Here is a 23403-nt window from a genome sequence, read left to right on the forward strand (position 1 = left end):
ACGGGCGGCACCGCGCTCAGCGCGACGGCAACACCAGGCCCGCGTCGTAGGCCGTGATGACCAGCTGGATCCGGTCGCGGGCGGCGAGCTTGGCGAGCAGGCTGGCCACGTGCGCCTTGGCCGTGCCCGGGCTGATGTGCAGCTCGGCCGCGATCTCGGCGTTGGACAGGCCGCGCCCGACCAGGGTCAGCACCTCGCGCTCCCGCTCGGTGACCCCCGCGAGCTCGCGCGGCCGGGGCGCCGGGGCGGGGCGGCGGGCGAAGTCCTCGATGAGGCGGCGGGTGACGCTCGGCGCGATCAGGGCGTCCCCGGCGGCGACGACGTGCACGGCGGACAGGATGTCCTCCAGCGCCATGTCCTTGACCAGGAACCCGCTGGCCCCCGCCCGGAGGGAGGCGTAGACGTTGTCGTCGTCGTCGAACGTGGTCAGCATGATCACCCGGGTGGCCGGGGACTCGGCGGCGATGGTCTGGGTGGCCTCGATGCCGTCCATGCCGGGCATGCGGATGTCCATCACCACCACGTCCGGACGCAGCCGCCTGGTGAGCTGGACCGCCTGGGCTCCGGTCCCGGCCTCTCCGGCGACCTCGACGCCGGGGGTGCCGTCGATGACCATGCGCAGGCCGGCGCGGATCAGCGGCTGGTCGTCGGCGAGCACGACGCGGATCGTCACGGGACCTCCACCTCGGCGGTCGCCCGTTCGGCCGGGCCAGTGAGCGGGCCGGTGAGCGGCAGGCGGGCGGTGACGCGGAAGCCGCCGCCGGGCCGGGGGCCCGCGCTGAAGTCGCCGTTCAGCAGGGCGACCCGTTCGCGCATGCCGGCGATCCCGTGCCCGCTTCCCGCGCTCGGCATGGCGGGGTCGTGGGCGGCGGCCTGCGTCGTGGCGTCGCGTCCGGCGTCGGCGACGTCGATGCGCAGCTCCTCGTCCCCGTAGTCGATCGTGACCTGGCAGCGGTCGGTGCCCGCGTGGCGCAGCACGTTGGTCACCGACTCCTGCACGATGCGGAAGGCGGACCGGTCGACGGCGGCGGGCAGGGGCCGTGGCCGCCCGTGCCGGCGCACGTCCACGCGTACCCCGGCGGCCGCGGTCGCCTCGGCCAGCCGGTCGACGTCGGCCAGCCCCGCCGCGGGGACGGGCTCAGAGGGCTCGCGCAGCGCGCCGAGCAGGTGCCGCAGCCCCTTCAGCGTCTGCCGGCTGGTCGCCTCGATCGCGCCCAGCGCCTCGCGCGCCTGCTCCGGCCGGCTGTCGATCACGCGGGCGCCCGCGCCGGCCTGGATCGCGATGATGCCGATGCTGTGCGCGACCATGTCGTGCAGCTCGCGGGCGATGCGCAACCGCTCGTCCGTGACCGCCTGGGCCGCGGCGTGCGTACGCAGCGCGCGTTCGTACTCGCGCCGCTGCCGGATGAACATCCCGCCCATCCAGCCGGCCACGACGCCCAGGCCGAGCAGGACCGACAGCGCGAGGAACCCGGGCGCCAGGGCACGCAGGCCGTGCCGCAGCAGGTCCGCCTGCCAGGCCGTCTCCTGGACGACGAGCGTGACGGCCGCCGCGGCTAGGCCGGCGCGGCGCGACCGGGCGGCGGTGACCAGGCAGACCAGGACGTCGCCCGCCAGGAGGAGCGGCCAGAACCGCTCCGCCGGCAGCCCCGCCGCCGACGCCGTGACCACCCCGGCCAGCAGCACCGCGAGCACCGTGCCCGGCCGCCGCCGCGCCCAGGCCAGGGGGACGGCCATGGCGGCGGCGAACGCCGCGTGCGCGGCGCCCACCGGGAGCAGGTTCTCGCCGTCGGTCAGCGTCAGGGCGTACAGCAGCGGCACCAGGCCCGCCAGGCCGCACCAGGTGAGCAGCGTCCGCACGCCGCCCGGCAGCCGTTCCGGCCATCTGTCGCGCACCCGTCGATCGTAGTCACCCGATCAGGGGCCGGGCATCGGCCGCCGGGCCTATGCCCGCGGGCCACCCCCGCCCGCCGCAAACAGGCCCGCGGCCAGATGTGGCACGCCTACGACCTGCGACAACGTGGGTCACGTGATCGAAGTCAACGGACTGACCAAGCGCTACGGCGCGGTGACGGCGGTGAACGGCCTGACGTTCACCGTGCGGCCGGGGCACGTCACGGGGTTCCTCGGCCCCAACGGCGCCGGCAAGAGCACCACCCTGCGCATGATCCTCGGCCTGAACCGTCCCACGTCCGGGAGCGCCACCATCGACGGCCGCCCCCGCCCGGCGGGCCTGCGCCACGTCGGCGCGCTGCTGGACGCAGGCGACGTGCACGGCGGCCGCACCGCGGACGCCCACCTGCGCGCGCTGGCCCGCGGCATCGGCCTGCCCCGGCGCCGGGTGGCCGAGGTGCTGGAGGAGGTGGGGCTGGCGGGGGTGGCGCGCCGCCGGATCGGCGGGTTCTCCCTCGGCATGCGCCAGCGGCTCGGCATCGCCGCCGCGCTGCTGGGCGACCCGCCCGTGCTGATGTTCGACGAGCCGATCAACGGCCTGGACCCGGAGGGCGTGCTCTGGGTGCGCGGCCTGTTCCGGCGGCTGGCCGCCGAAGGACGCACGGTGCTGGTCTCCAGTCACCTGATGAGCGAGATGGAGAACACCGCCGACCGCCTCGTCGTCATCGGCCGCGGCGAGCTGATCGCCGAGGAGAGCCTGGCCGGGTTCGCCGCCCGCGGCACCGGCGCGTCCGTCACCGTGCGCACTCCCGACCCCGCCGAGCTGGCGGCCGTCCTCAGCCTGGAGGGGGCGCAGGTGCGGCCGGAGGGCGGCGACGCCCTGACCGTGACCGGGCTGAGCGCCGCCCGCGTCGGCGAGCTCGCCCATCGGCGCCGGATCATGCTGTACGAGCTCGCGCCGCGGACCGCCTCGCTGGAGCAGGCGTTCATGGAGCTGACCGCCGGACACGCCGAACATCGGGCGGGTGACCCGCCGATGCCCGCCGGACCCGCCGAACACCGGGGCCGGCGACTCCCGATGACCACCGGACCCGCCGAACACCAGGCCGGTGACCCGCGATGACCGCCAGGCACGCCGATGATCCCACGAAGAGTACCGGCACCTTCCGCGACCTGCTCGCCGCCGAGTGGATCAAGCTCTGGTCCCTGCGCTCGACCTCGTGGCTGCTCGGCCTGGGCACGCTGGCCATCGTCGCCCTGGCCGCCCAGAGCAGCTTGGACGCCTACCAGAGCTGGCCCGGCTTCACCGCGATGGAGAAGGCCAGGTTCAACCCGCTGGGCGAGGCGTTCAGCGGCCTGGCCGCCTCCATGCTCATGATCGGCGCCGGCAGCCTGGGCGCCCTGGCGATCGTCGGCGAGTACGCCACCGGCCTCATCCGCACGACGCTCACGGCCGTCCCGGCCCGCCACCGCGTCGTGGCCGCCAAGCTCGCCGTCACCGCCGCCGTGACGCTCGCGACCGGCGCGCTCATCTCCGCGGGCACGTTCGGCGTCAGCCAGGCCATCCTGTCCGGCCGCGGCGTCGCGGTCTCGCTCGGCGACCCCGGCGTGCTGCGCGTCCTGGCCGCCAACGCGCTGCTCGCCCCGGTGTCGGCGCTGACCGGCATGGGCATCGGCGCGCTGGCCCGGCACACCGCCGCCGCCGTCGTCACCGTCTGCGCCGCGCTGGTCATCGTGCCGACCTTCTTCCAGCCCACCGTCCACCAGTGGCTCAACGACCTGTACGCCCTGGTCCCCTTCTACGTCTGGCGGACCTGCCTGGGCCTGCCCCAGGTCCGCGACGACCCCGCCCTGCCCACGGTGGCCGGCTCGTGGGCGGCCTTCGCGCTGTGGCCGCTCGTCGCCGCCGTCCTGACCCTGATTGTCGTACGTCGCCGCGACGTGTGACCCCGTACGGAAGGAAATCCGATGAAGATCCACCTGCCCGCCATCACCCTGACGGCCTGCCTCGCCCTGACCGCCGTCCCCTCCACGGCGGCGAGCGCCTCCGCGCAGCCCGCCCCCTCGATCCAGCTGGAGCTCCCCCGCCCCACCGGCCCGAACCCGGTCGGGCGCGACATCCTCCCCCTGGTCGACAGCGGCCGCAAAGACCCCTGGGTCCCGGAGTCGGGCCCGCGCCGGCTCATGGTCTCGATGTACTATCCCGCCCGCTCGGCCACCGGCGGCCCCGCCCCGTACATGACCACCGCCGAGGCCGCGTCCCTGCTCCAGCGCAAGGCCCCCGGCGCGAAGATCCCCGCCGAGGTCGTCAGCGGCACCCGCACCCACGCCCGCGCCGGAGCCCCGCCCAAGCAGGGCCGCTACCCGCTGGTGGTGCTCTCCCCCGGCCTCGGCCTGCCGCGCGCGAGCCTGACCTTCCTGGCCGAGGACCTGGCCAGCCGCGCGTACGTGGTCGCGCTCGTCGACCACGCCTACGAGTCGTCCGGCACGACCCTGCCCGACGGCCGGACCATCACCTGCGTCCCGCTCTGCGACCAGCCCAAACCGCCGGAAGGCGGACAGGCGGCCATCACCGCGAACCGTACCAAGGACATCGCCTTCGTCCTCGACGAGCTGACCGGCCGGCACCCCGCCTGGAAGAACGCCCGCATGATCGCCCCCAAGTGGATCGGCATGGCGGGCCACTCCCTCGGCGGCGACGCCGGTGCCGCCACCATGGCCGTCGACAGGCGCGTACGGGCCGGGGTGAACCTGGACGGCACCTTCCACCCCGCGGTCCCGCTCGACCGGCCCTTCCTGCTGATGGGCAGCCGGTCCGACCACGTGCCCGGCGAGGACCACACCTGGGACGACGGCTGGACCAGGATGAGCGGCTGGAAGCGCTGGCTCACGGTGGCCCGTACCGACCACACGAGCTTCACCGACCTGTCCGTCCTGCAGCAGGCGGCCGGCATGTCGGGCCCGGACGTCCTCTCGGCGCGGCGCTCGCTGGAGATCATCCGCGCCTATGTCGGCGCCTTCTTCGACCAGCACCTGAAGGGCCGCAAGCAGCCGCTGCTCAGCGGCCCGTCACCGGCGAACCCGGAGGTCGCCTTCCACACCCCCTGACCGCGGCTCCTGGCGCAGCGGGAAGCGCGAGACCGCCGTCCAGCGGGCCCCGTCGAAGCTCGCCAGGTCCACGGCGGTGACGCGGGTGGTGAACGGCAGCCCGGGCGCGACGGCGGACTCGACGCCGTCCAGGACCTGGTCGTCGCCGTAGCCGACGGACAGGTGCGGGACGGCCTCGCCGTGCCGGCCGCCGTACGGGCGCAGCGCCGGCCACCGGCCGGTCACGCTCCGCGTGAGAGCGGCGAACGGCTCGGCGGGCTCGGGCCCCAGATAGAGCAGGCCCGGAAAGCGGGCGCAACCGGTGAAGGCCGCCTCGAAGGGCTGGTGGGCGGCGAACAGCCCCGCCAGCTCCGCCACCGTCCCCTCCCCGATCTCCGGCCGTGGCAGGAACGGATAGAGGACCGTGACGTGCGCGGTCACGCCGAACCTGGCCGACGGGTCGAACAGCGCGCGCTGCCCGCCGACGACCGGCTCGGCTTCGGGCACGGGCACCACGAGGACCGTGGCGCCGACCGGGTAGGGGGCCGCCCCGCCCGCGCTCAGCTCGTGCTCCGCGTGCCGTACCAGCGCCATTCGGTGAGCCGTGGGCGATCGGGGAGAGCGGTGCGCCCGGTCGCCCACAGCAGGACCTCCCAGGCGTCGCCGTCAACGGCGGCATGGTGGGGAAAGAGCCTCGTCAGGACGCGTTCGCACAGTTCCCTCGGCGGCGACCACTCCAGGTCCAGCCCTTGCGCGATGTCATGGGTGTGCACGAGGACCTCGACGACGGCCATGGCGGCGAAGCCCTCCGGGTCGGAGGGGCCGAAGACGTGGTAGGCGACGGTGCCGGAGGGGGCGGTGCGCAGGACGGACGCGAGCAGGCCGCCGCACGCCTCCACGAGGGTCAGCACGCCCTCGGCGCCCGCGGCCGGGTCGGCGAAGATGACGTTGGCCGGGCCACCGCTCCGGTCGCTGCTCGTCCGGAACGGCAGCAGCGCGGTCGTCGGCGGTCTGGCGAGCCCGAACCTCGCGGCGTAGGTGAACAGGTCGTCGGCCAGGTGCTCGAGCGTCTCCCGGCACGTCCACTCGAGCGTGCCCGCCTTGGCCTCCCACGCGTCGGCGTCCGCCTCCCTCAGGGCGTCGAGGGCCAGAGCCACGACCCGACGCACGTCCGCTCCGTCGACTGTGGCCTCCGCGCTGCGCATGACAAGGATCGTAACAACGGCCGGTCAGTCCCTGGTCGGGGTGAGGGCGCGCAGCGCCTCGCGCAGGTCGGCGCCGGAGCCCGCCGCGACGATCCCGCCCTGACGGTCGACGGCCACGGCGGAGAAGACCGGGCCGGACGGCGCGTCCAGGTCGCAGGTGAGGGTGACGGCGTGCCCGTCGAGCAGCATGGCCTCGGCGGCCGTCCTGGACGGGGGCGCGGCCCGGTTGAGGAGGTCGCGGGCCGAGATCAGGGCGGCCACCGGGGTGCGGTGGCGGCCCAGCAGCACGGGGCTCTCGTCGTACGGCTGGGTGACCTGCCGTACGAGGTCGCCGAGCTTGCCCCGGGCCGTCGAGAGCGGCACGAGCGGGAGCCCGCTCCAGATCCCGGACACCTTGGAGAGGGGGACGAGCGCGGCCCACTCCCAGCGCTCACGGGTGATCAGGATGGTCTCGCCGCCCCTGGCGGCCTTGACGATGGTCCCCCAGCGGGCGCGGGCCTCCTCGACGCCGAGCGGGGTGCCGTATCGGGCGTGGAGTTCGGCGTAGGAGGGCGGCTGGGCGACGGATTCGTTGATCACTTGAGAAATCGTAAGGCGCCTTACGGAATATGTGCAAGGCGCCTGGCAGAATCCCGGGAGCCGGTCAGGTGCGCTTGGAACACGTCACGTCCGCCGTGGAGGCGCGGACGATCAGCTCGGTGGCCAGCTCGACGTGGTGGGAGTCGATCTTCTCGCCGGCCGCCAGCCGCAGCGCCGTACGCACCGCCACCCCGCCCATCTCGCGCAGCGGCTGGCGAATGGTGGTCAGCGGCGGAGAGGCCATCCGGGCCATCTGGGTGTCGTCGAACCCCACGATGCTCAGATCCTGCGGGATGCGCAGGCCCCGCGCCCGGGCGGCCTCCATGACGCCCAGCGCGCTCTCGTCGCAGCCGGCGAAGATCGCCGTCGGCGGCTCCGGCAGGTCGAGCACGGCGGCGCCGCACTCCAGCCCGTCCTGGTAGCGGAAGTGCCCGGAGCGCGTGTACGCGGGCGGCACCGGCACCCCTTCGGCCTCCATGGCGGCGCGGTAGCCGTGCAGGCGGGCCTGGTTGCAGGTGGCGGTGGCCTGGCCGCCGAGGTAGGCGATACGCCGGTGGCCGAGGGACAGCAGGTGCTGGGTGGCGGCCAGCCCGCCGGCGAAGTTGGTGGAGCCGACGCTGGTCACGCCGGCGTGCGGCAGGTGGAGCGGGTCGATCACGACCAGCGGCAGCTGGACGCGGGACAGCGCGGCCAGCTGCCGGGTGGTCAGCTGGTCGCACGTGACGCAGATCAGCGCCCGGCGCCCGGCGGCGACCAGGTCGCGGGCCCACGCGGCGGGGTGGTCGATCTTCTTGCGGACGCTGACGACGATCCCGACGCCGACCTCGGCCCCGGCCGCGACCACACCCTGGATGATCTCCGTGGAGTAGGTGCTGAAGTCGTCGTCGAACTGCACCTCGATGGTGTCCGTCGCGACCGGCCCGTCCCGGCGCGGCGACGGCGCGATGTAGTCGTGCTCCCGCAGCAGCGACTGCACCAGGGAGCGGGTGGTCGGAGCCACGTCGCTGCGGCCGTTGAGCACCTTGGACACGGTCGCCACCGACACGCCCGCCGAGGCCGCGACCGTGGCCAGCGTGGCGCGTCTACGACTGGACGGCATCGCGTCCCCCCTCCCGTTCGACCGACACGGGGGTGTCCAGGCGCCGGTCGTGGCCGACGACCCGGGCCGGGCCGGTCAGCCGTACCGTGCCCCGGCACGGCAGGTCGGCCGCCGACGTGCCGACGAGCACCTCGATGTCCCCGGGCTCCACGATGCGCCTGAGATCGCGTCCGGTGAAGGCGGTCCGGTCGGCGTGCACCCGGAAGGTCACGCGGGCGCTCGCCCCGGGCTCCAGCCGGACCCGGGCGAACCCGGTCAGCTGCCGGACCGGCCGGGTGACCTGGGCGACGACGTCGTGCAGGTAGAGCTGGACGACCTCCTCGCCGGCCCGGTCCCCGGTGTTGCGCACGCTGACCGCCACGCCGAACTCGCCGTCCGTGGGCACCTCGGCGGCGTCGATCCGCAGGTCGCCGACCTCGAAGGCGGTGTAGGAGGCGCCGTACCCGAACGGGAAGAGCGGGGTCGGGTCGAGGTTGCTGATGCCCTGGCTGTCGGCGCCCAGCGGCGGCTGCAGGTACGTGCCCGGCTGCCCGCCGTGCCCGCGCGGGATCTGCACCGGCAGCCTGCCCGACGGCTGGACCCGGCCGGACAGCACGCCGGCGATGGCCGCGCCGCCCTCCTCGCCGGGCATGAACGCCTGGACGAGCGCCGCCGCGCCCGCGTGCACCCGGCCCAGCGCGTACGGGCGGCCGGAGACGACGACGGCGACGACCGGCGTGCCCGTCGCGGCCAGCTCGGCCACCAGGTCCTCCTGGACCCCGGGCAGGCGCAGGTCGTCGGCGTCGCACCCCTCCCCCGAGGTCCCGAGTCCGAACAGCCCGGCGAGGTCGCCCACGGCCACCACGCACAGGTCGGCCCCGCGTGCCGCTTCGAGCGCGGCGGCGAAGCCGGAGCGGTCGTCGCCCTGCACCTCGCAGCCCCGCTCGTGGACGAGCTCGGCCTCCGGCAGCTCGGCCCGCAGCCCGTCGAGCAGGCTGGGCGCCTCGATGCCGAGCCCGAGCGCGGGGTGGCGGGGCAGCACGTGGTTGGGGAAGGCGTAGCAGCCCATGAACGTCCGCGGATCGTCGGCGCACGGCCCGACGACCGCGATCCGGCGCGGCCCGGCAGGCAGCGGCAGCGCGTCGCCGGCGTCGAGCAGCACGATCGACCGCTCGGCCAGCTCGCGCGCCAGCGCCCGGTTGCCCGGCGAGTCGAGGTCCACGCCGGCCGCCCCGGCCACGGACTTCTCGGGCGTCCAGTCGGCGTCGAGCAGCCCGAGCTGCACCTTCTGGGTGAGCAGGCGGCGCACCGCCCGGTCGATCAGCGACTCGGGGAGCTCGCCGCCGCGTACCCGCTCGACCAGGTGCGGGCCGAAGCCGAGCGTGTCGGGCAGCTCGACGTCGATGCCCGCGGTGAGGGCCTGCACGCCCGCCTCGCCGGTGTCGGCGGCGACGTGGTGCATGCTGGCCAGGAACGGGATCGCCCAGTAGTCCGACACGACCGTCCCGGTGAAGCCCCACTCCTCGCGCAGCACCTCGGTCAGCAGCCAGGGGTCGGCTCCGGCCGGCACGCCGTCCACGTCGGAGTAGGAGTTCATCACCGACCGCGCGCCGCCCAGCGCGATGGCGGTCTCGAAGGTCGGCAGGATCATGTCCATCAGCTCGCGCCGCCCCATCGGCACCGGCCCGTGGTTGCGGGCCGCGCGGGAGGCGGAGTATCCGGCGAAATGCTTGAGGGTGGCGATGACGCCCGCGCTCTCCAGCCCGCGCACGTAGGCGGCGCCGAGCATCGAGACGAGGTACGGGTCCTCGCCCATCGTCTCCTCGACCCGGCCCCACCGGTAGTCGCGCACCACGTCCAGCACGGGTGACAGGCCCTGGTGCACGCCCACGGCCCGCATGTCCCGGCCGATCGCCGCCGCCATCCGCTCCACCAGTTCGGGATCGAAGGTCGCCCCCCACGCGATGGCCGCCGGGTAGACGGTCGCCCCGTACGTGGTGAACCCGGTCAGGCACTCCTCGTGGACGATGGCCGGGATGCCGAGCCGGGAGTGTTCGACGACGGCCCGCTGCAGCCTGACCACCTCGGCGGCGCCCTCCCGCGCGCTCACGGGAGCGCTGCCGTGCACGCGGGTCAGGTGGCCGAGCCCGTGCCGGGCGGCCTCGTCCAGGGGGACGGTGCCGGAGGCGGCGAACACGTCCTGCATCGGCGCGACGTTCAGCGTCTCGGCCTCCTGCGCCGGCTCGTGCTGCATGTCGTTGCCGATCCACCGGCTGCCGAGCTGGCCGACCTTCTCCTCGAGGGTCAGCTCCGCGAGGAGGGCCTCGACTCGGTCGGCCACGGGAAGCGCCGGGTCCTGCCACGGGTGGAGCACGCCGTCCATCGCGGGGGTCCGATCCAGAGCCGTCATGTGCTCTCCTTAAAGCCGTTTCCCGCCGTGATTATTTCGAAATGTTTCGATGTCGTCGAGTGGCCTGTGAGCAAGCGTCCCTGATTACAGACGACCAGATGAACGCCGCGCCTGAGTACTTTACACACGCGCTGCTCCCATGGGCAGATTCCCGGATACGGCGGTCTTGACAGGCCCATGGTCGAAACCTAAATTGACGGACCACGCGGTATGTCGCAAATGTTTCGACGAGCTCACTCAAAGGAGACGTGACGAGCGGCATCGGCAGGCGCCGCGTCCCCGGCCGCCCGCCACCACCATCCGACGATCAACGAGCCGCGCGGCCAATCCCCCCGGCGTTCAAGTACGGAGATCAGCGTGGAGAACAGGTCAACTTCTCGCCGCACCTTCCTCAGCCTCTCCATGGGCCTTCCCCTCGGAGCCGCCCTGACCGCCTGCGGAGGCTCCGGGCCGACCCAGGCCGGCGCCGGTGGCGGGGGTGGCTCCACCACAGGTGGCGGCAGCGGTGGCGGCAAGGCCACCTACTGGTATCTCACCGGACAGCCCCAGGAAGGCATCCGCACCCGCGCCGTCGAGCGCTTCAACAAGGCCAACCCGAGCACCCAGCTCGCGACCACGATGTTCCAGAACGACGCCTTCAAGACCAAGATCAAGACGGCGATCGGCGCGGGCGAGGCCCCCAGCATCATCTGGGGCTGGGGCGGCGGCGGGCTGAAGAGCTACGTGCAGGCCGGCCAGGTCGACGACCTCACCTCCTGGTTCGACCAGAACGCGGCCCTGAAGGACAAGCTGTTCCCGTCCTCCTTCAACGCGGCCACGGTCGACGGCAAGATCTACGCGGTGCCGGTCGAGGCCGTGACGCCGATCGTCCTCTTCTACAACAAGAAGGTCTTCGAGAAGGTCGGCGCGCAGCCCCCGCAGAGCTGGGGCGACATCATGGACCTGGTCAAGAAGTTCAACGCCGCGGGCGTCGCGCCATTCTCCCTCGGCGGCCAGTCACGCTGGACGAACATGATGTGGCTGGAGTTCCTCTTCGACCGCATCGGCGGCCCCGAGGTCTTCCAGGCCGTCTTCGACGGCGAGAAGGACGCCTGGAGCAACCCGTCCGCCATCGACGCCCTGACCAAGATGCAGGACCTCATCAAGGCGAATGGCTTCATCAAGGGCTTCTCCTCGATCACCGCCGACTCCAACGCCGACCAGGCGCTGCTGTACACGGGCAAGGCCGCGATGATGCTGCACGGCGGCTGGACGTACGGCAACATGCGCGACACCGGCGGCGACTTCGTCAAGGGCGGCCACCTCGGCTACATGAACTTTCCGCCGGTGGACGGCGGCAAGGGCGACCCCAGCAACACCGTGGGCAACCCGGCCCAGTACATGTCGATCTCCTCCAAGGCGACGGCCGAGGAGAAGGAGATCGTCAAGAAGTTCCTCTCCACCGAGATGAACTCCGACGCGCAGAACAAGGACTGGGCCAGCAACGGCTTCGTGCCGATCGTCAAGGGCACCGACTCGCAGTTCGGCACCGACCTCGACGGGACGTGGCAGCGGTTCGTCTACGACACCGCCAGCAAGGCCAAGTCCTTCCAGCAGTCCTGGGACCAGGCGCTCAGCCCGACCGCGGCCGAGGTCCTGCTGGACAACATCGCCAAGTTGTTCCAGCTGTCGATCTCGCCGCAGCAGTTCGCCACGAGCCTCAACGAGGTCATAGGCAAGTGACGGTCCCCCCGATCTCCGCCAGGGGAAACGCGCCCCTGGCCGCCGTGCCCGGCGGCCAGGGGCGCGGCCTGGCCTGGCTGGCCGTGCCGGCCCTGCTGTTCTTCGTCGGCTTCGGCGTCATCCCGCTCATCGGCGTCTTCGTGCTTAGCTTCACCGCCTGGGACGGGCTCGGCGAGATCCGTCCCGCGGGCTTCGACAGCTGGCGCGCCGTACTCTCCGATCCCGGCCTGCCGCACGCGCTGTGGGTGACGTTCCTGGTCATCGCGTTGTCGTGGGTGGTGCAGACGCCGGCGAGCATCCTGCTCGGCACGTTCCTGGCCGGCTTCCAGCGCTACCGCGCGGTGCTCTCGGTGATCTACTTCATCCCGCTGCTGCTCAGCTCGGCCGCCATCGCGATCACCTACAAGGCGCTGCTCGACCCGAACTTCGGCCTCGGTGCCGGGCTGGGGATCCCGCTGCTCGTGCAGGACTGGCTGGGCGAGCCCGTCCTCGCCTTCAGCGTCGTGATCTTCGTGGTGTCGTGGCAGTTCATCCCGTTCCACTCGCTGATCTACCAGGGTGGCGTGCGCCAGATCCCGCGCTCGATGTACGAGGCCGCCGAGATCGACGGCGCCGGCCGGGTCCGCATGTTCTTCAGCATCACCCTGCCCCAGCTCAAGTACACGATCATCACGTCCTCGACGCTGATGGTCGTGGGCTCGCTGGTCTTCTTCGACCTCATCTTCGTGCTGACCGCCGGCGGCCCGGGGGACGCCACCCGGGTGCTCGCGCTGGAGATGTACAAGAGGGGCTTCCAGGCCAACCTGATGGGCCCGGCCAGCGCGATCGCCGTCATCCTGGTCCTGGTGGGCCTGGTGCTGGCGCTGCTGCTGCGCCGTCTCGGCGGCCGCGACGCGAGCCACAGCCAGCTGGAAGGTGCCTGACATGACGACGACCCTCGCGAAGAACACCTCGCAGGCGGCGGCGCGGCACACCGCTCCCGGCACCAAGAGGGTGACCCGCCGGCCCAACTGGCTGGGCGGCGCGGTCGCCTGGTTCTGGCTGGCGGTCGTGGTCGTGCCGATCTACTGGATCGTCATCACCAGCTTCAAGTCGCAGAGCAACTACTACGTCGAGAACCCCCTCCTGCCGCCGGCCGAGCCCACGCTGGACAACTACCGGCTGGTCATCGAGTCGGACTTCATCCGATATTTCATCAACAGCGTCGTGGTCACGGTCGGCGCGGTCGCGCCCGCCGTGGCGGTGTCGTTCATGGCGGCGTACGCGATCGTCCGCAGCGGCAGGGGGCGGTTCCTGCGCTGGACCAACTCGGCGTTCCTCATGGGCCTGGCCATCCCGCACCAGGCCACGATCATCCCGATCTACCTGATCATCATCAGGCTCGGCCTCTACGACACGCCCATGGCGCTGATCCTGCCGTCGATCGCGTTCGCGATCCCGCTGTCGGTGCTGATCCTGTCGAACTTCATCAGGGACGTGCCCAAGGAACTGTTCGAGTCGATGCGCCTCGACGGCGCCAGCGAGCTCCGCACGCTCTGGAACCTGGCACTCCCCCTGACCAGGCCCGCCGTGGTGACGGTGACCATCTACAACGCCCTGACGATCTGGAACGGGTTCCTGCTGCCGCTGATCCTCACCCAGAGCCCCGAGCAGCGCACGCTGCCGCTGGCGCTGTGGACCTTCCAGGGCCAGTACAGCATCAACGTGCCCGCGGTGCTCGCCTCCGTCGTCCTGACCTCGGTGCCCATCCTCATCCTGTACGTGGTGGGCCGCCGCCAGCTGCTGGCCGGTCTGACCGCGGGATTCGGCAAGTAGCCGCGGTCGCCCCAGATTGCAAATGCGGACTGCGGTCCGGTAACGTCTTACCCACGTAACCGGACCGCAGTCCGACTCATTCTGGAGGCAATGACATGACCGCTCTGATCACCCGGGACGACCTCGCGGCGGCCATCGAGGCGGGCACGGTGACCGTGGTCGATGCGCTCGGCGGCGCGTACTACGCCCAGCAGCATCTCCCCGGCGCCGTCCCCCTGGCACCGGCCGACGTGGACGCCCAGGCGTCCGCGCTGCTGCCCGACAAGAACGCCGCGATCATCACGTACTGCTCCAACCCGGCGTGCCCGAACAGCGGCCAGGTCGCCGACCGGCTCACCGCGCTGGGCTACACCGACGTGCGCAAGTACCGCGAGGGCATCGAGGACTGGACGGCCGCGGGGCTCCCCGTCCAGTCGTCCTAGCCGCCCTGGCCGACGTAGGCGAGCAGCCCCGCCCCCGCGACAGATCGCATGGATCAAAGGTACGCACGTGCGGGAATGCCCGGCGGTGGTCCTGCGTTGAGGCGGGCAACCGATTGAATTTTCAACCACCAGGAGGGGTCATGCCCGCCATCACCGCCGACACCCTGGCTCTGCCCCGCGTCGCCGCGCCCGACCCCGCCACCCTCACGCGGCGGCCCGTCAGGTCGGTGACGACCGCGCCCAGCGGGTTCGAGGGCGAGGGGTTCCCGGTACGGCGCGCGTTCGCCGGCGTGCCGCAGTCCGCGCTGGACCCGTTCATCCACATGGACCAGATGGGCGAGGTCGAGTACGCGCCCGGCGAGCCGAAGGGCACCCCCTGGCACCCGCACCGCGGCTTCGAGACCGTCACCTACATCATCGACGGCATCTTCGAGCACCAGGACTCCAACGGCGGCGGCGGCACGATCACCGACGGCGACACCCAGTGGATGACCGCGGGCTCGGGCCTGCTGCACATCGAGAAGCCGCCGGAGCACCTGGTGGTCTCGGGCGGGCTGTTCCACGGCGTCCAGCTGTGGGTCAACCTGCCTCGGGCGCACAAGTTCCACCTGCCCCGCTACCAGGACATCCGCGGCCGCCAGGCGGCGCTGCTCGCCTCGGCCGACGGCGGCGCGCTGCTGCGGGTGATCGCCGGCGAGCTGGACGGCCACGCCGGTCCGGGCATCACGTTCACCCCGATCACGATGGTGCACGCCACGGTGGCCCCCGGCGCCCGGCTGGAGGTGCCGTGGAACCCCGGCTACAACGCCCTGGCCTACGTGCTGGCCGGACACGGCCACGCCGGTGACGAGCGCACGCCGGTGCACAAGGGACAGCTGGTCGTCTTCGGCCAGGGCGGGGCGATCACCGTCGCCGCCGACCCGGCCCAGCCGCAGGCCGAGCCGAACCTGGAGGTGCTGCTGCTCGGCGGGCAGCCGATCCGCGAGCCGGTCGTGCAGTACGGCCCCTTCGTGATGAACAACCGCGCCGAGATCCTTCAGGCGATGGAGGACTACCAGGCCGGCCGCCTGGGCGTCATCCCCGCCGAGCGCCTCCCGCACACCGGACAGGAGTGAACATGCCGATCGAGAAGCTGGCCGAGGAGTACAAGCGCGGGCGCCGGTTCTTCGACTCGCAGGACTACGTCGGGGCCGCCCGCATCCTGGCCCAGGTGGTGGGCGCGGCGCCGGACAACCTCGCGGCCCGGCTGCTGCTGGCCCGCGCCTACTACCACTCGGCCCAGCTGGGCCGGGCCGAGGCCGAGCTCCGGCTGGTGCTGGAGCGCGATCCGGCGGAGGGGTACGCCTGCCTGCTCCTCGGTCGTACGCTGCAGCGCCAGAACCGGCCGAAGGACGCCGAGCCGTACCTGCGCATGCACGCCGCGATGACCGGCGAGTGACATGCGCGACGCCGAGCGCCGCCGTCCCCGCACGGCGGCGCTCCGGCCTGCGGCGATATCCATTCGAATATCAATAATCAAGGCATATCAGTCTTGGACAGCGCGAATGGCTCTGTGCTGTCATGACGCCCATGTCTCGTTCGAGCCCCTTGTGGAGCCTTGCCCGCCTGACCGGAGCGGCCGTGGCCGCCGGCACGGTGGTCGCCGCGATCGCGCTGCCCACCGTGGGCGGCACAGGCTCCCTGTTCGTCTCGGCCACCGAGATGCTTGATCTCAAGCCCGCCCAGCTCGAAGAGCCGCCCCTGCCCCAGACCTCCGTCGTGTACGACGCCGAGGGCAACCGCATCGCCCAGTTCTACGCCGAAAACCGCAAGGAGGTGCGGCTGGACCAGATCGCCGACGTGATGAGGACGGCGATCGTCGCCATCGAGGACTACCGCTTCTACGAGCACGGCGCGCTCGACCTGGAGGGCACCGCCCGGGCCCTGGCCAAGAACCTCAGCTCCGGCGGCATCGCCCAGGGCGGCTCGTCGATCACCCAGCAGTACGTCAAGCAGGTCCTGCTGAACTCGGCCGACACCGAGGAGGGCAAGAACAAGGCGCTGGAGGCCAGCTACGCGCGCAAGCTCAAGGAGCTGCGGTACGCGATGGGCGTCGAGGAGAAGTACTCCAAGGACGAGATTCTCCGCAGATATCTGAACATCGCCTATTTCGGCGCGGGCGCCAACGGCGTGGAGGCGGCGGCGCGGCGCTTCTTCGGCGTCTCGGCCGCCGACCTGAACCTGGCCCAGGCGGCGACCCTGGCCGGCGCCGTCCAGAACCCCAACAGGACCGACCCCGCGCTCGGCAAGCAGGCCCGCGAGCTGCTGCTGGAGCGCCGGAACGTGGTGCTGGACCGGATGGCGCAACTCGGCCGGATCACCCCGGACCAGGCGGCCCTGGCCAAGGCGGCGAAACTCGGCTACAAGGGCGTCGAGGCCCCCAACGGCTGCCAGGCCGGCCGCTACCCGTACTTCTGCGAATACGTACGTCATGAGCTCCTCACCAGCCCCGCCTTCGGCAGGACCGAGCGGGCCAGGAAGCAGCGCTTCGCCCGCGGCGGCCTGAAGATCTACACGACCCTGGACCCGAAGGCGCAGCGGGCGGCGGAGACGGCGATCAGGAAGCACGTGTTCGCCTCGGACCACCCCGTCGCCGCCGAGGCGCTGGTCGAGCCGGGCACCGGCGAGATCAAGGCGATGGCGGCCAGCCGCCCCTACGGCCGTTCCGCCAAGCGGAAGGAGATCTCCTACAATCCGGTGGCGGACAAGCGGCACGGCGGGCTGATCGGCTTCCAGGCGGGTTCGACGTTCAAGACGTTCACGCTGATCACGGCGCTCTCCCAGGGCATGAAGATCGACGACGGGATCAGCGTGACCAACGCCTACACCGCCCCCGGCTACGCCTCGTTCAAGAACTGCAAGGGCCAGAACGTGGGCATTCCGTCCTGGACGGTCACCAACGACGAGGGCTCGCCCGGTTTCAAGACGCTCGCGACCGGTACGTGGGGGTCGGTGAACACGTTCTTCATGGCGCTGGAGCAGCGGGTCGGCCTGTGCGAGACGGTGCGGACGGCCAAGGCGCTGGGCATCAGCCGGGCGGACGGGGGGCCGCTGCAGGAGTACGAGACGTTCACGCTCGGGATCAACGAGATGGACCCCGTCACCGTGGCCACCGCGTACGCGGCCGTCGCCGCCCGCGGGACCTACTGCACGCCCATGGTCATCACCAAGGTGACCGAGGCGAGCACCGGCACGGCGACCTCGTACGACCCGTCGTGCCGCAAGGCGCTCGACCCGGAGGTGGCCGACGCCACCGCGCACGTCCTGTCCGGCGTGTTCACCAAGGGCACGATGCGCGGGGTCGGCGGCATCGGCCGCCCGGCGGCGGGCAAGACGGGCACCACGGACGGGTACGCCACGGCCTGGTTCGCCGGCTTCACCCCGGATCTGGCGGGCGCGGTCAGCCTGGGCGACCCGCGCGGCTCCCAGCGCTACAAGCTGACCGGCGTCACGATCGGCGGCCGCACCTTCGGCGCGGTGGCCGGCGCCTCGGTGCCCGGGCCGATCTGGAAGGACACCATGACGGCGGCGCTGAAGGACGTGCCGGCCAGGGACTTCACGCCGGTGAACACGGCCCGGTTCGGCGGCTGCGGCCAGAGCTGCGCACCGCCCCGCGAGGACCGCCCGGAATCGCCCCTGGACCAGCCCGAAGACGCCGAGTTCGAGCCCCAGGGGTGACTGACTCCCGCGCGTGCGGCGCTGCCCGCGGCGATCGGCATCGTGACAGGCGACCCGCTCGCCGCCGCGCCGGGCCGGTCAGGGTCGCTTCTGCGATCGGAGCAGCAGGGCGAGCGCGCAGTCCTGGTCCGTTCATGAGCGGGTCCGCCCGGTGCGCGGGACGGCCGTCCCCGCAGCTGGGCATCAGGAAAGCGCAGGCCGCCCGGCCGTCGGGACCGAAGTCGGCGAGGTTGGCCGCGAAGATCGCACCGGCCACGCGCTCGGCGTCCAGGGTCCGCAGCGCCTCGGGGAGCTGCCGAAGCGCGACCGCCGTGAGCACGCTCCAGTAGTGCGGGAACGTGTCACCCCACTGACGGTCGATGCCGAACCAGTACCCGTCCCAGTGCCGGATACCGAGGCCGGCGAACCCGAGCGCGTGCTCGGCCAGCGCGTCCCGGTGATCGACGGGCCGGCCTTGCCGCCGCCGCACACGTCGTACAGCGGATCGCCGCTGAGGCCTCCAAGGTGTTTCACACGTTTCAGGGGCGAGGCATGGCGGGTGCGGGAACGTGCGGCTGCTCGCGTGCGAGGAGCGCACCGAGGGCGGCGGCGAGGAGGGGAAGGCCGGCGACGACAGCCACGATCGCCGGCCAGGGGGTCTCGAACGGTACCCGTAACGGTGCCTCCCACGTGGTACGCACCGTTAGGGGCCACAGCAGCAACATCCCGGCGGGACATCCGGCGACCGCGCCAAGGAGTGTGCCGCACAGGGCGCTCAGACCCGCGCGGAAGGCGCAGAACCACCGGAAGGCCGCGGCGGATCCGTTGCCGGCCCGTCTCAGGACCCGGGCCTGGCGCGCGTTCGCGGCCTGGCCGAAGCTGGTGGCCAGCGCGCCCGCGAGGGCGATGAGGAGCGCCGCCGCGACGACGGGCAGCCACCCGGTCGAAGCCTCGAAGCCCCGTTCGACGTAAGTTGCCGCGACCGCATCGTCCAGCCGGTCGTCGAGGCGCTGCTGTTCCTGCACCGTCGTGCGGTGGAGGGTGGGGTCGACGATCAGCTCGTCCGGTTGGAGCTGGTAGCCGAGGCCCCGGACGACTTTCGAGGGGACGAAGATCGTCTGCATGTGCCGGTCGGCGGGCCTGGCGATGACCGCCCTGACGGTCTTGGTGACCGCCGTCTCGTCGTCCTCGTTGATCCCGTAGGAGAGTTCGACCGAGTTGACTTTCACGTTGGCTGACGTGATCACCACGGCCGTGCTCTCGTCGTATGGCGTCGACTGGTCACCCGTGAGATATCGCAGCAGCTTCTCATCACCGATGGCCTGATCCCAGTAGACGGCTTCCTCCGGTATTTCGACGTTCTCCGCGCTCGCGCGGAAGTGCCCGGACTCGGAGGAAATGCGCTCGCTCTGGGCGATCGGCACCTGGGGTAATTCCCGTTCGATCGCCGCTCGTACGATGTCCGCCTCCGCGGTTGAGAGAGGCTCTGCGAACATGGCGCTCGGCCGGACCAATAAGGTGCCTGGCCGGGCGCGGGGAGAGTATCCGGCCCTGCTCTGCGTTGTTTCGCCGGCCGCGATGACGGTCAGCGCGATGCCGGAGGCTGTCGCCAGCATCGCCAGCGTGATGGCGAGGACCGCGCGAGCGCGACGTTGGGCCAGGTCGCGGGCCGCCAGGCGGAAGGGCAGCGGCAGTCGTTCCGCGTACGGACCGATGATCTCCAGCAGCCACGAAGGCAGTGGCCCGAGACCGGCGACAAGCAGGCCCGCGCCGATGAGGGTGATCACCAGTATTCCGAAAAATTCGATGGCGCCGTAACGCGAATCCTCGCTCCCGAGCCACGCGCCGAGCCCCATCAACAAGGCGCCGGCGAACGATACGAACAATCCCACGGCGACGACTTCCCGGTTGATGAATTCGTGGCGGTTGGGCGGGGCGGAGAGCAGCGCGGCAGGGAGGGCCCCGGCTGCGGTCATCAGAGGAATGCCCACAAGCAGGGCGGCCATGATTGCGTAGAATGCAAGATCAACAGGCATGGCGGAATAGTAGTGAGTCGCTACGGCGACGCCTACGGGTCAGCGGCGCCGCGTACGCCCCCGCTCCGGCGGTGGTGCGCCGCTCCTGCACGACCCGGCCATGCGGCAGAGCCTGTCCTTGCCGACCTCATCAACGGCCCCCAGTTCGCCCGCTTGTGCGAGGCCTACGCCGCACTCCCCGTCAAACCCCGCCACCGGCCGAGCACCTACAGACCGGCCCGCTGGTGGGTTGCCGAAGGCTCCGGCCTGCCCGCCGGCGGCCATCCGGCCGAGGCGCCCGCCTCCCGCCAGGCCTACGAGTACGCCCTCGGATGGAACCTCGCCCACGCCGCCAGCCGCACCTTCGACAACCGGCGTGAGCCCAACGCGCCGACCGTCCCCGGGCAGGGCTGCGATGCGCCGATGAGGCGCGAGCCAGGACCCCGGACCAGGACGCGCGAGCCAGGACGCCCGCGCTGGTCGCCTCCCCCGGGGCGACCGCAGCATCGGGTTTCCACGGCAGAATGATGCCGATGACCGTCCCGCCCGCCGTGCGCGTCTCCGTCGCCGCCGCCGCCCTGATCTCCCTCGCCGCCTGCGGCGCGCAGGCGGCTGGTGCGGGTGCCGCGCCGGCACGTCCCACGGTGACGGGTCTCCCGCCCGGCCACCCCCTGGGCCAGCCGCCGCCGACCGTGTGGTCCCCGCCCCCGACCCCGTCCTGCGCCGGCCCGGGACTGCTCCTGTACGCCGGACCGCCGGATGCCGCCATGGGGCTGCGCGTCCAGACCGTGACGCTCACCAACTGCGGCGACACGGTGCGGCAGGTCAAGGGTTACCCGCGCGTCCGGCTCCTGGACGAGGACGGCGAGCCGCTGAAGGTGGAGATCGACCAAGGCGCCCGGCGGGTCACCACCGCCGTCGAGGATCCAGGGCCGAAGGCGGTGACCGTACGGCCGGGCCGATCGGCCGCCTTCACCCTGGCGTGGCGCAACACCTACGGCGGCACCACCCGTCCCCCGGCGGTCGGCGCCACGCTCGTCGTCACCGTCGGCTCCGGCCGGCAGCGCGTCGGCGGCCTCTTCGACCTCGGCTCCACGGACCTCCTGGGCGTCACCGCCTGGAAACCGGTCACGGCCAAGCGGTGAGGCGCGGCGGCCTCCTCCCGAGGAGGCCGCCGCGCGGACGCCCGGTCAGCTCGACGGGGTCTCGGAGTTCGCCATCCGCAGCAGGTCGTCCATGGCCGGCGGCTGCTGCCCGCCCTGGGAGGCGCCCATGCTGAGGAGGGTCGCCAGCGGGATCTGGGCGATCAGCGCCTGGCTGGCCGGGTCGGTGAAGAAGCTCTGCTGCCCGTCGGCGGCCTTCAGCAGGACCTCCTCGACGATCTTCCGGCCCCGGGGGTGAGCGAACCATTCCTGCAGCGTGCTGTCGGCCCTGAGCGCGGCCTGCGGGTGCTCCACGTCCAACTGGATGCGCTGCTCAAGGACCAGGTCGCGGGAGGAGTGGCCGACGTGCACGCCGTACTCGCCCGGCTCGGCCACCCAGCGCCCGTGCCGGGTGCTCCAGTAGCTGAAGGCCCGGGCGTCCAGCTCGATCGCCACGCGGGCGCTCTCGCCGGGGGCCAGGCGGACCTTGCGGAAGCCCCGCAGCTCGCGTTCGGGACGGTCCACGTCGGCGACGGGGTCGCTGACGTACACCTGCACGACCTCGGCGCCCTCCCGCGTGCCGGTGTTCGTCACCGTGACCTCGACGCGGGCCTCGGCCCGTGCCGGGTCGGGGACGTGCACGGCCAGGTCGGAGTAGGCGAACGTGGTGTACGACAGCCCGAACCCGAACGGGAAGGCCACGTCCCGCCCGGTGCGGTCGTACCAGCGATAGCCGATGTAGAGGCGCTCCCCGTAGAGCACCTGCCCCTCCGAGCCCGGCCAGTTGACGTGCGCGGGCGTGTCGGACAGCCGGTGCGGGACGGTCTCCGCCAGCCGGCCGGAGGGGTCGGCGTGGCCGAAGATCAGGTCGGCCGCGGCGCCGCCGCCCGCCTGGCCCGGCAGCCACATCTCCAGCAGGGCGGCCGCGTGCTCGGTGAGCGGGCCGGTCAGCACGACGCCGCCGTTGCTCAGCACGACCGCGACCGACGGGTTGACCGCGGCCACCGCCTCCAGCAGCTGGAGCTGCGCCTCCGGCAGGTCCAGGTCCTCGCGGTCGAAGCCTTCGGACTCGGCCTCCGACGGCTCGCCGAGGAACATCAGCACCGCGGCGGCGCCGCGGGCGGCCTCCACCGCCTCGGCGAGCAGGGCGGCGTCCGGCTCCCCGTCGAGGCGGAACCCCGGCGCGAAGGCGACCTCGCGCGAGGTGGCGGCGCGGATCGCCGTCAGGGCGTCGTCGAGCCGGGTCGGGTTGATGAGGGAGCTGCCGGCGCCCTGGTAGCGGGGGGTGCGCGCGAACTCGCCCAGCACCGCGATCGGCCCGCCGGACTCCGGGTCCAGCGGGAGCAGGCCGCCGTCGTTCTTCAGCAGGACCGCGCACTCGGCCGCGACGCGGCGGGCGAGCGCGTGGTGGGCGTCGAAGTCGGGCGCCGCCTCCGCGCGGCCCCGGCGCAGCCGGTCGTGGGTGCTCACCAGGCGTTCCACGGCGACGTCCAGGACGTCTTCACTCAGCTCGCCGGCGCGTACGGCCGCGACGATGGCGGCGGCGCTGCGGCCGCCGGTCCCCGGCATCTCCAGGTCCAGTCCGGACCGGACGGCGGCGACCGGGTCGTGGACCGCACCCCAGTCGGAGACCACGTATCCGTCGAAGCCCCACTCCTCGCGCAGGACCGTCGTGAGCAGCCAGGGGTTCTCCGACGCGTACACGCCGTTGATCCGGTTGTACGAGCACATGATCGTGGCCGGCCGCGCCTCGCGGACGACGTGCTCGAACGCGCGCAGGTAGATCTCCCGCAGGGTGCGCTCGTCCACCTCCGCGCTGACGCGCATGCGGTCGGTCTCCTGGTTGTTGGCCGCGAAGTGCTTGACCGACGCGCCGACGCCGCGCGACTGCAGGCCCGCGACCCACGCGGCTCCCATGACGCCGGCCAGCAGCGGGTCCTCGGCGAAATACTCGAAGTTGCGCCCGCACAGCGGGGAGCGCTTCATGTTGACGCCGGGGCCGAGGAGCACGTCCACGCCGAGCGCCCTGGCCTCGACCGCGAGCGCCTCCCCCACCTCGCGCAGGAGGCCGTCGTCCCACGACGAGCCCAGGGCCGCCGCGGTGGGGAACGCCGTGGCGGGCATGCTGTCGGCGAGCCCGAGGTGATCGACCCCGGTCCGCTGCAGGCGTACGCCGTGGGGGCCGTCGGTGAGCAGCGCGGCCGGCACGCCCGCGTGCGACACCTCCGCGGTCGTCCAGAAACTGGCGCCGGACACGAGCCGCGCCTTCTCCTCGAGCGTGAGCCGTTCGACGACGGATCGTCCGTCGGTCATGTCATGACCTTCCTGTCCTGCGAGGG

20 protein-coding genes are annotated in these 23403 nt (G+C 72.4%); 11 read left to right on the top strand and 9 right to left on the bottom strand.

The window, feature by feature from the left end:
- Nucleotides 1-16: 16 nt before the first annotated feature.
- Together HD596_RS45840 and HD596_RS45845 are read right to left on the bottom strand one after the other, a co-directional pair.
- Nucleotides 17-673: a response regulator gene (locus HD596_RS45840; RefSeq protein WP_185075605.1), complete on the bottom strand. Its 657-nt coding sequence runs from the start codon at nt 671-673 to the stop codon at nt 17-19.
- Complete coding sequence (locus tag HD596_RS45845) at nt 670-1896, bottom strand: sensor histidine kinase (RefSeq protein ID WP_313046358.1); 1227 nt, start codon at nt 1894-1896, stop codon at nt 670-672. The genes HD596_RS45840 and HD596_RS45845 overlap by 4 nt, the downstream gene beginning before the upstream one ends.
- Nucleotides 1897-2029: 133 nt before the next feature.
- Between HD596_RS45845 and HD596_RS45850 the strand changes: the two genes are divergently transcribed.
- The 3 genes from HD596_RS45850 to HD596_RS45860 are packed head-to-tail and all read left to right on the top strand — an operon-like array spanning nt 2030 to nt 5001.
- The gene (locus HD596_RS45850) at nt 2030-3016 is read left to right on the top strand and encodes an ABC transporter ATP-binding protein (RefSeq protein WP_185075606.1); all 987 of its coding nucleotides are present in this window, start codon (nt 2030-2032) and stop codon (nt 3014-3016) included.
- On the top strand, nt 3013-3840 hold the full coding sequence (locus HD596_RS45855; protein ID WP_185075607.1) for an ABC-2 transporter permease: 828 nt from the start codon (nt 3013-3015) through the stop codon (nt 3838-3840). The genes HD596_RS45850 and HD596_RS45855 overlap by 4 nt, the downstream gene beginning before the upstream one ends.
- A 21-nt stretch (nt 3841-3861) precedes the next feature.
- Nucleotides 3862-5001: an alpha/beta hydrolase family protein gene (locus HD596_RS45860; RefSeq protein WP_185075608.1), complete on the top strand. Its 1140-nt coding sequence runs from the start codon at nt 3862-3864 to the stop codon at nt 4999-5001.
- On the opposite strand, the gene HD596_RS45865 is transcribed toward HD596_RS45860, so the two are convergent.
- The 5 genes from HD596_RS45865 to HD596_RS45885 form a co-directional block, all read right to left on the bottom strand.
- Nucleotides 4963-5574, bottom strand: a complete 612-nt coding sequence (locus HD596_RS45865) for a 2'-5' RNA ligase family protein (RefSeq protein WP_185075609.1) — start codon at nt 5572-5574, stop codon at nt 4963-4965. The genes HD596_RS45860 and HD596_RS45865 overlap by 39 nt on opposite strands.
- Nucleotides 5541-6149, bottom strand: a complete 609-nt coding sequence (locus tag HD596_RS45870; protein WP_313046359.1) for a maleylpyruvate isomerase N-terminal domain-containing protein — start codon at nt 6147-6149, stop codon at nt 5541-5543. The genes HD596_RS45865 and HD596_RS45870 overlap by 34 nt, the downstream gene beginning before the upstream one ends.
- 60 nt (nt 6150-6209) lie before the next feature.
- On the bottom strand, nt 6210-6764 hold the full coding sequence (locus HD596_RS45875; protein WP_185075611.1) for a type II toxin-antitoxin system prevent-host-death family antitoxin: 555 nt from the start codon (nt 6762-6764) through the stop codon (nt 6210-6212).
- 64 nt (nt 6765-6828) lie between these two features.
- A complete protein-coding gene (locus HD596_RS45880) occupies nt 6829-7863 on the bottom strand; it encodes a LacI family DNA-binding transcriptional regulator (protein ID WP_185075612.1) in 1035 nt (344 codons plus the stop codon).
- Nucleotides 7847-10252 carry a beta-xylosidase/alpha-l-arabinosidase gene (locus tag HD596_RS45885; protein WP_185075613.1) on the bottom strand — a complete coding sequence of 802 codons (2406 nt, stop codon included), beginning with the start codon at nt 10250-10252 and terminating at the stop codon, nt 7847-7849. The genes HD596_RS45880 and HD596_RS45885 overlap by 17 nt, the downstream gene beginning before the upstream one ends.
- Before the next feature lie 402 nt (nt 10253-10654).
- Between HD596_RS45885 and HD596_RS45890 the strand changes: the two genes are divergently transcribed.
- The 7 genes from HD596_RS45890 (at nt 10655) to HD596_RS45920 (ending at nt 17928) form a co-directional block, all read left to right on the top strand.
- Nucleotides 10655-11974: an extracellular solute-binding protein gene (locus HD596_RS45890; protein WP_185079120.1), complete on the top strand. Its 1320-nt coding sequence runs from the start codon at nt 10655-10657 to the stop codon at nt 11972-11974.
- Nucleotides 11971-12897 (top strand): carbohydrate ABC transporter permease, encoded by a 927-nt coding sequence (locus HD596_RS45895; protein WP_185075614.1) that lies wholly within the window; start codon nt 11971-11973, stop codon nt 12895-12897. Before HD596_RS45890 ends, HD596_RS45895 begins: the two co-directional genes overlap by 4 nt.
- A gap of 1 nt (nt 12898) precedes the next feature.
- Nucleotides 12899-13789: a carbohydrate ABC transporter permease gene (locus HD596_RS45900; protein ID WP_185075615.1), complete on the top strand. Its 891-nt coding sequence runs from the start codon at nt 12899-12901 to the stop codon at nt 13787-13789.
- Between the two features lie 95 nt (nt 13790-13884).
- Complete coding sequence (locus HD596_RS45905) at nt 13885-14211, top strand: rhodanese-like domain-containing protein (RefSeq protein ID WP_185075616.1); 327 nt, start codon at nt 13885-13887, stop codon at nt 14209-14211.
- A 140-nt stretch (nt 14212-14351) separates the two neighbouring features.
- A complete protein-coding gene (locus tag HD596_RS45910; protein ID WP_185075617.1) occupies nt 14352-15326 on the top strand; it encodes a pirin family protein in 975 nt (324 codons plus the stop codon).
- A gap of 2 nt (nt 15327-15328) precedes the next feature.
- Nucleotides 15329-15649 carry a tetratricopeptide repeat protein gene (locus HD596_RS45915; protein ID WP_185075618.1) on the top strand — a complete coding sequence of 107 codons (321 nt, stop codon included), beginning with the start codon at nt 15329-15331 and terminating at the stop codon, nt 15647-15649.
- A gap of 131 nt (nt 15650-15780) precedes the next feature.
- Complete coding sequence (locus HD596_RS45920; RefSeq protein ID WP_185075619.1) at nt 15781-17928, top strand: transglycosylase domain-containing protein; 2148 nt, start codon at nt 15781-15783, stop codon at nt 17926-17928.
- A gap of 518 nt (nt 17929-18446) precedes the next feature.
- Here the strand turns inward: HD596_RS45920 and HD596_RS45925 are convergent.
- Complete coding sequence (locus HD596_RS45925) at nt 18447-19943, bottom strand: hypothetical protein (RefSeq protein ID WP_185075620.1); 1497 nt, start codon at nt 19941-19943, stop codon at nt 18447-18449.
- Nucleotides 19944-20455: 512 nt separating this feature from the next.
- Between HD596_RS45925 and HD596_RS45930 the strand changes: the two genes are divergently transcribed.
- A complete protein-coding gene (locus HD596_RS45930) occupies nt 20456-21067 on the top strand; it encodes a DUF4232 domain-containing protein (RefSeq protein ID WP_185075621.1) in 612 nt (203 codons plus the stop codon).
- A gap of 45 nt (nt 21068-21112) precedes the next feature.
- Here the strand turns inward: HD596_RS45930 and HD596_RS45935 are convergent, their stop codons facing one another.
- Nucleotides 21113-23377 (bottom strand): glycoside hydrolase family 3 C-terminal domain-containing protein, encoded by a 2265-nt coding sequence (locus HD596_RS45935; protein ID WP_185075622.1) that lies wholly within the window; start codon nt 23375-23377, stop codon nt 21113-21115.
- Between the last annotated feature and the right edge of the window lie 26 nt (nt 23378-23403).

This window comes from Nonomuraea jabiensis, from assembly GCF_014204795.1.
Lineage (GTDB): Bacteria > Actinomycetota > Actinomycetes > Streptosporangiales > Streptosporangiaceae > Nonomuraea > Nonomuraea jabiensis.

What these genes read in the sequence shown, in the direction of transcription:
- HD596_RS45855 (WP_185075607.1), top strand. Translation starts at nt 3,013, where the DNA reads ATGACCGCCAGGCACGCCGATGATCCCACGAAGAGTACCGGCACCTTC.
- HD596_RS45860 (WP_185075608.1), top strand. Translation starts at nt 3,862, where the DNA reads ATGAAGATCCACCTGCCCGCCATCACCCTGACGGCCTGCCTCGCCCTG.
- HD596_RS45865 (WP_185075609.1), bottom strand. Translation starts at nt 5,574, where the DNA reads ATGGCGCTGGTACGGCACGCGGAGCACGAGCTGAGCGCGGGCGGGGCG.
- HD596_RS45880 (WP_185075612.1), bottom strand. Translation starts at nt 7,863, where the DNA reads ATGCCGTCCAGTCGTAGACGCGCCACGCTGGCCACGGTCGCGGCCTCG.
- HD596_RS45885 (WP_185075613.1), bottom strand. Translation starts at nt 10,252, where the DNA reads ATGACGGCTCTGGATCGGACCCCCGCGATGGACGGCGTGCTCCACCCG.
- HD596_RS45890 (WP_185079120.1), top strand. Translation starts at nt 10,655, where the DNA reads ATGGGCCTTCCCCTCGGAGCCGCCCTGACCGCCTGCGGAGGCTCCGGG.
- HD596_RS45900 (WP_185075615.1), top strand. Translation starts at nt 12,899, where the DNA reads ATGACGACGACCCTCGCGAAGAACACCTCGCAGGCGGCGGCGCGGCAC.
- HD596_RS45905 (WP_185075616.1), top strand. Translation starts at nt 13,885, where the DNA reads ATGACCGCTCTGATCACCCGGGACGACCTCGCGGCGGCCATCGAGGCG.
- HD596_RS45910 (WP_185075617.1), top strand. Translation starts at nt 14,352, where the DNA reads ATGCCCGCCATCACCGCCGACACCCTGGCTCTGCCCCGCGTCGCCGCG.
- HD596_RS45915 (WP_185075618.1), top strand. Translation starts at nt 15,329, where the DNA reads ATGCCGATCGAGAAGCTGGCCGAGGAGTACAAGCGCGGGCGCCGGTTC.
- HD596_RS45920 (WP_185075619.1), top strand. Translation starts at nt 15,781, where the DNA reads ATGTCTCGTTCGAGCCCCTTGTGGAGCCTTGCCCGCCTGACCGGAGCG.
- HD596_RS45925 (WP_185075620.1), bottom strand. Translation starts at nt 19,943, where the DNA reads ATGCCTGTTGATCTTGCATTCTACGCAATCATGGCCGCCCTGCTTGTG.
- HD596_RS45930 (WP_185075621.1), top strand. Translation starts at nt 20,456, where the DNA reads ATGACCGTCCCGCCCGCCGTGCGCGTCTCCGTCGCCGCCGCCGCCCTG.
- HD596_RS45935 (WP_185075622.1), bottom strand. Translation starts at nt 23,377, where the DNA reads ATGACCGACGGACGATCCGTCGTCGAACGGCTCACGCTCGAGGAGAAG.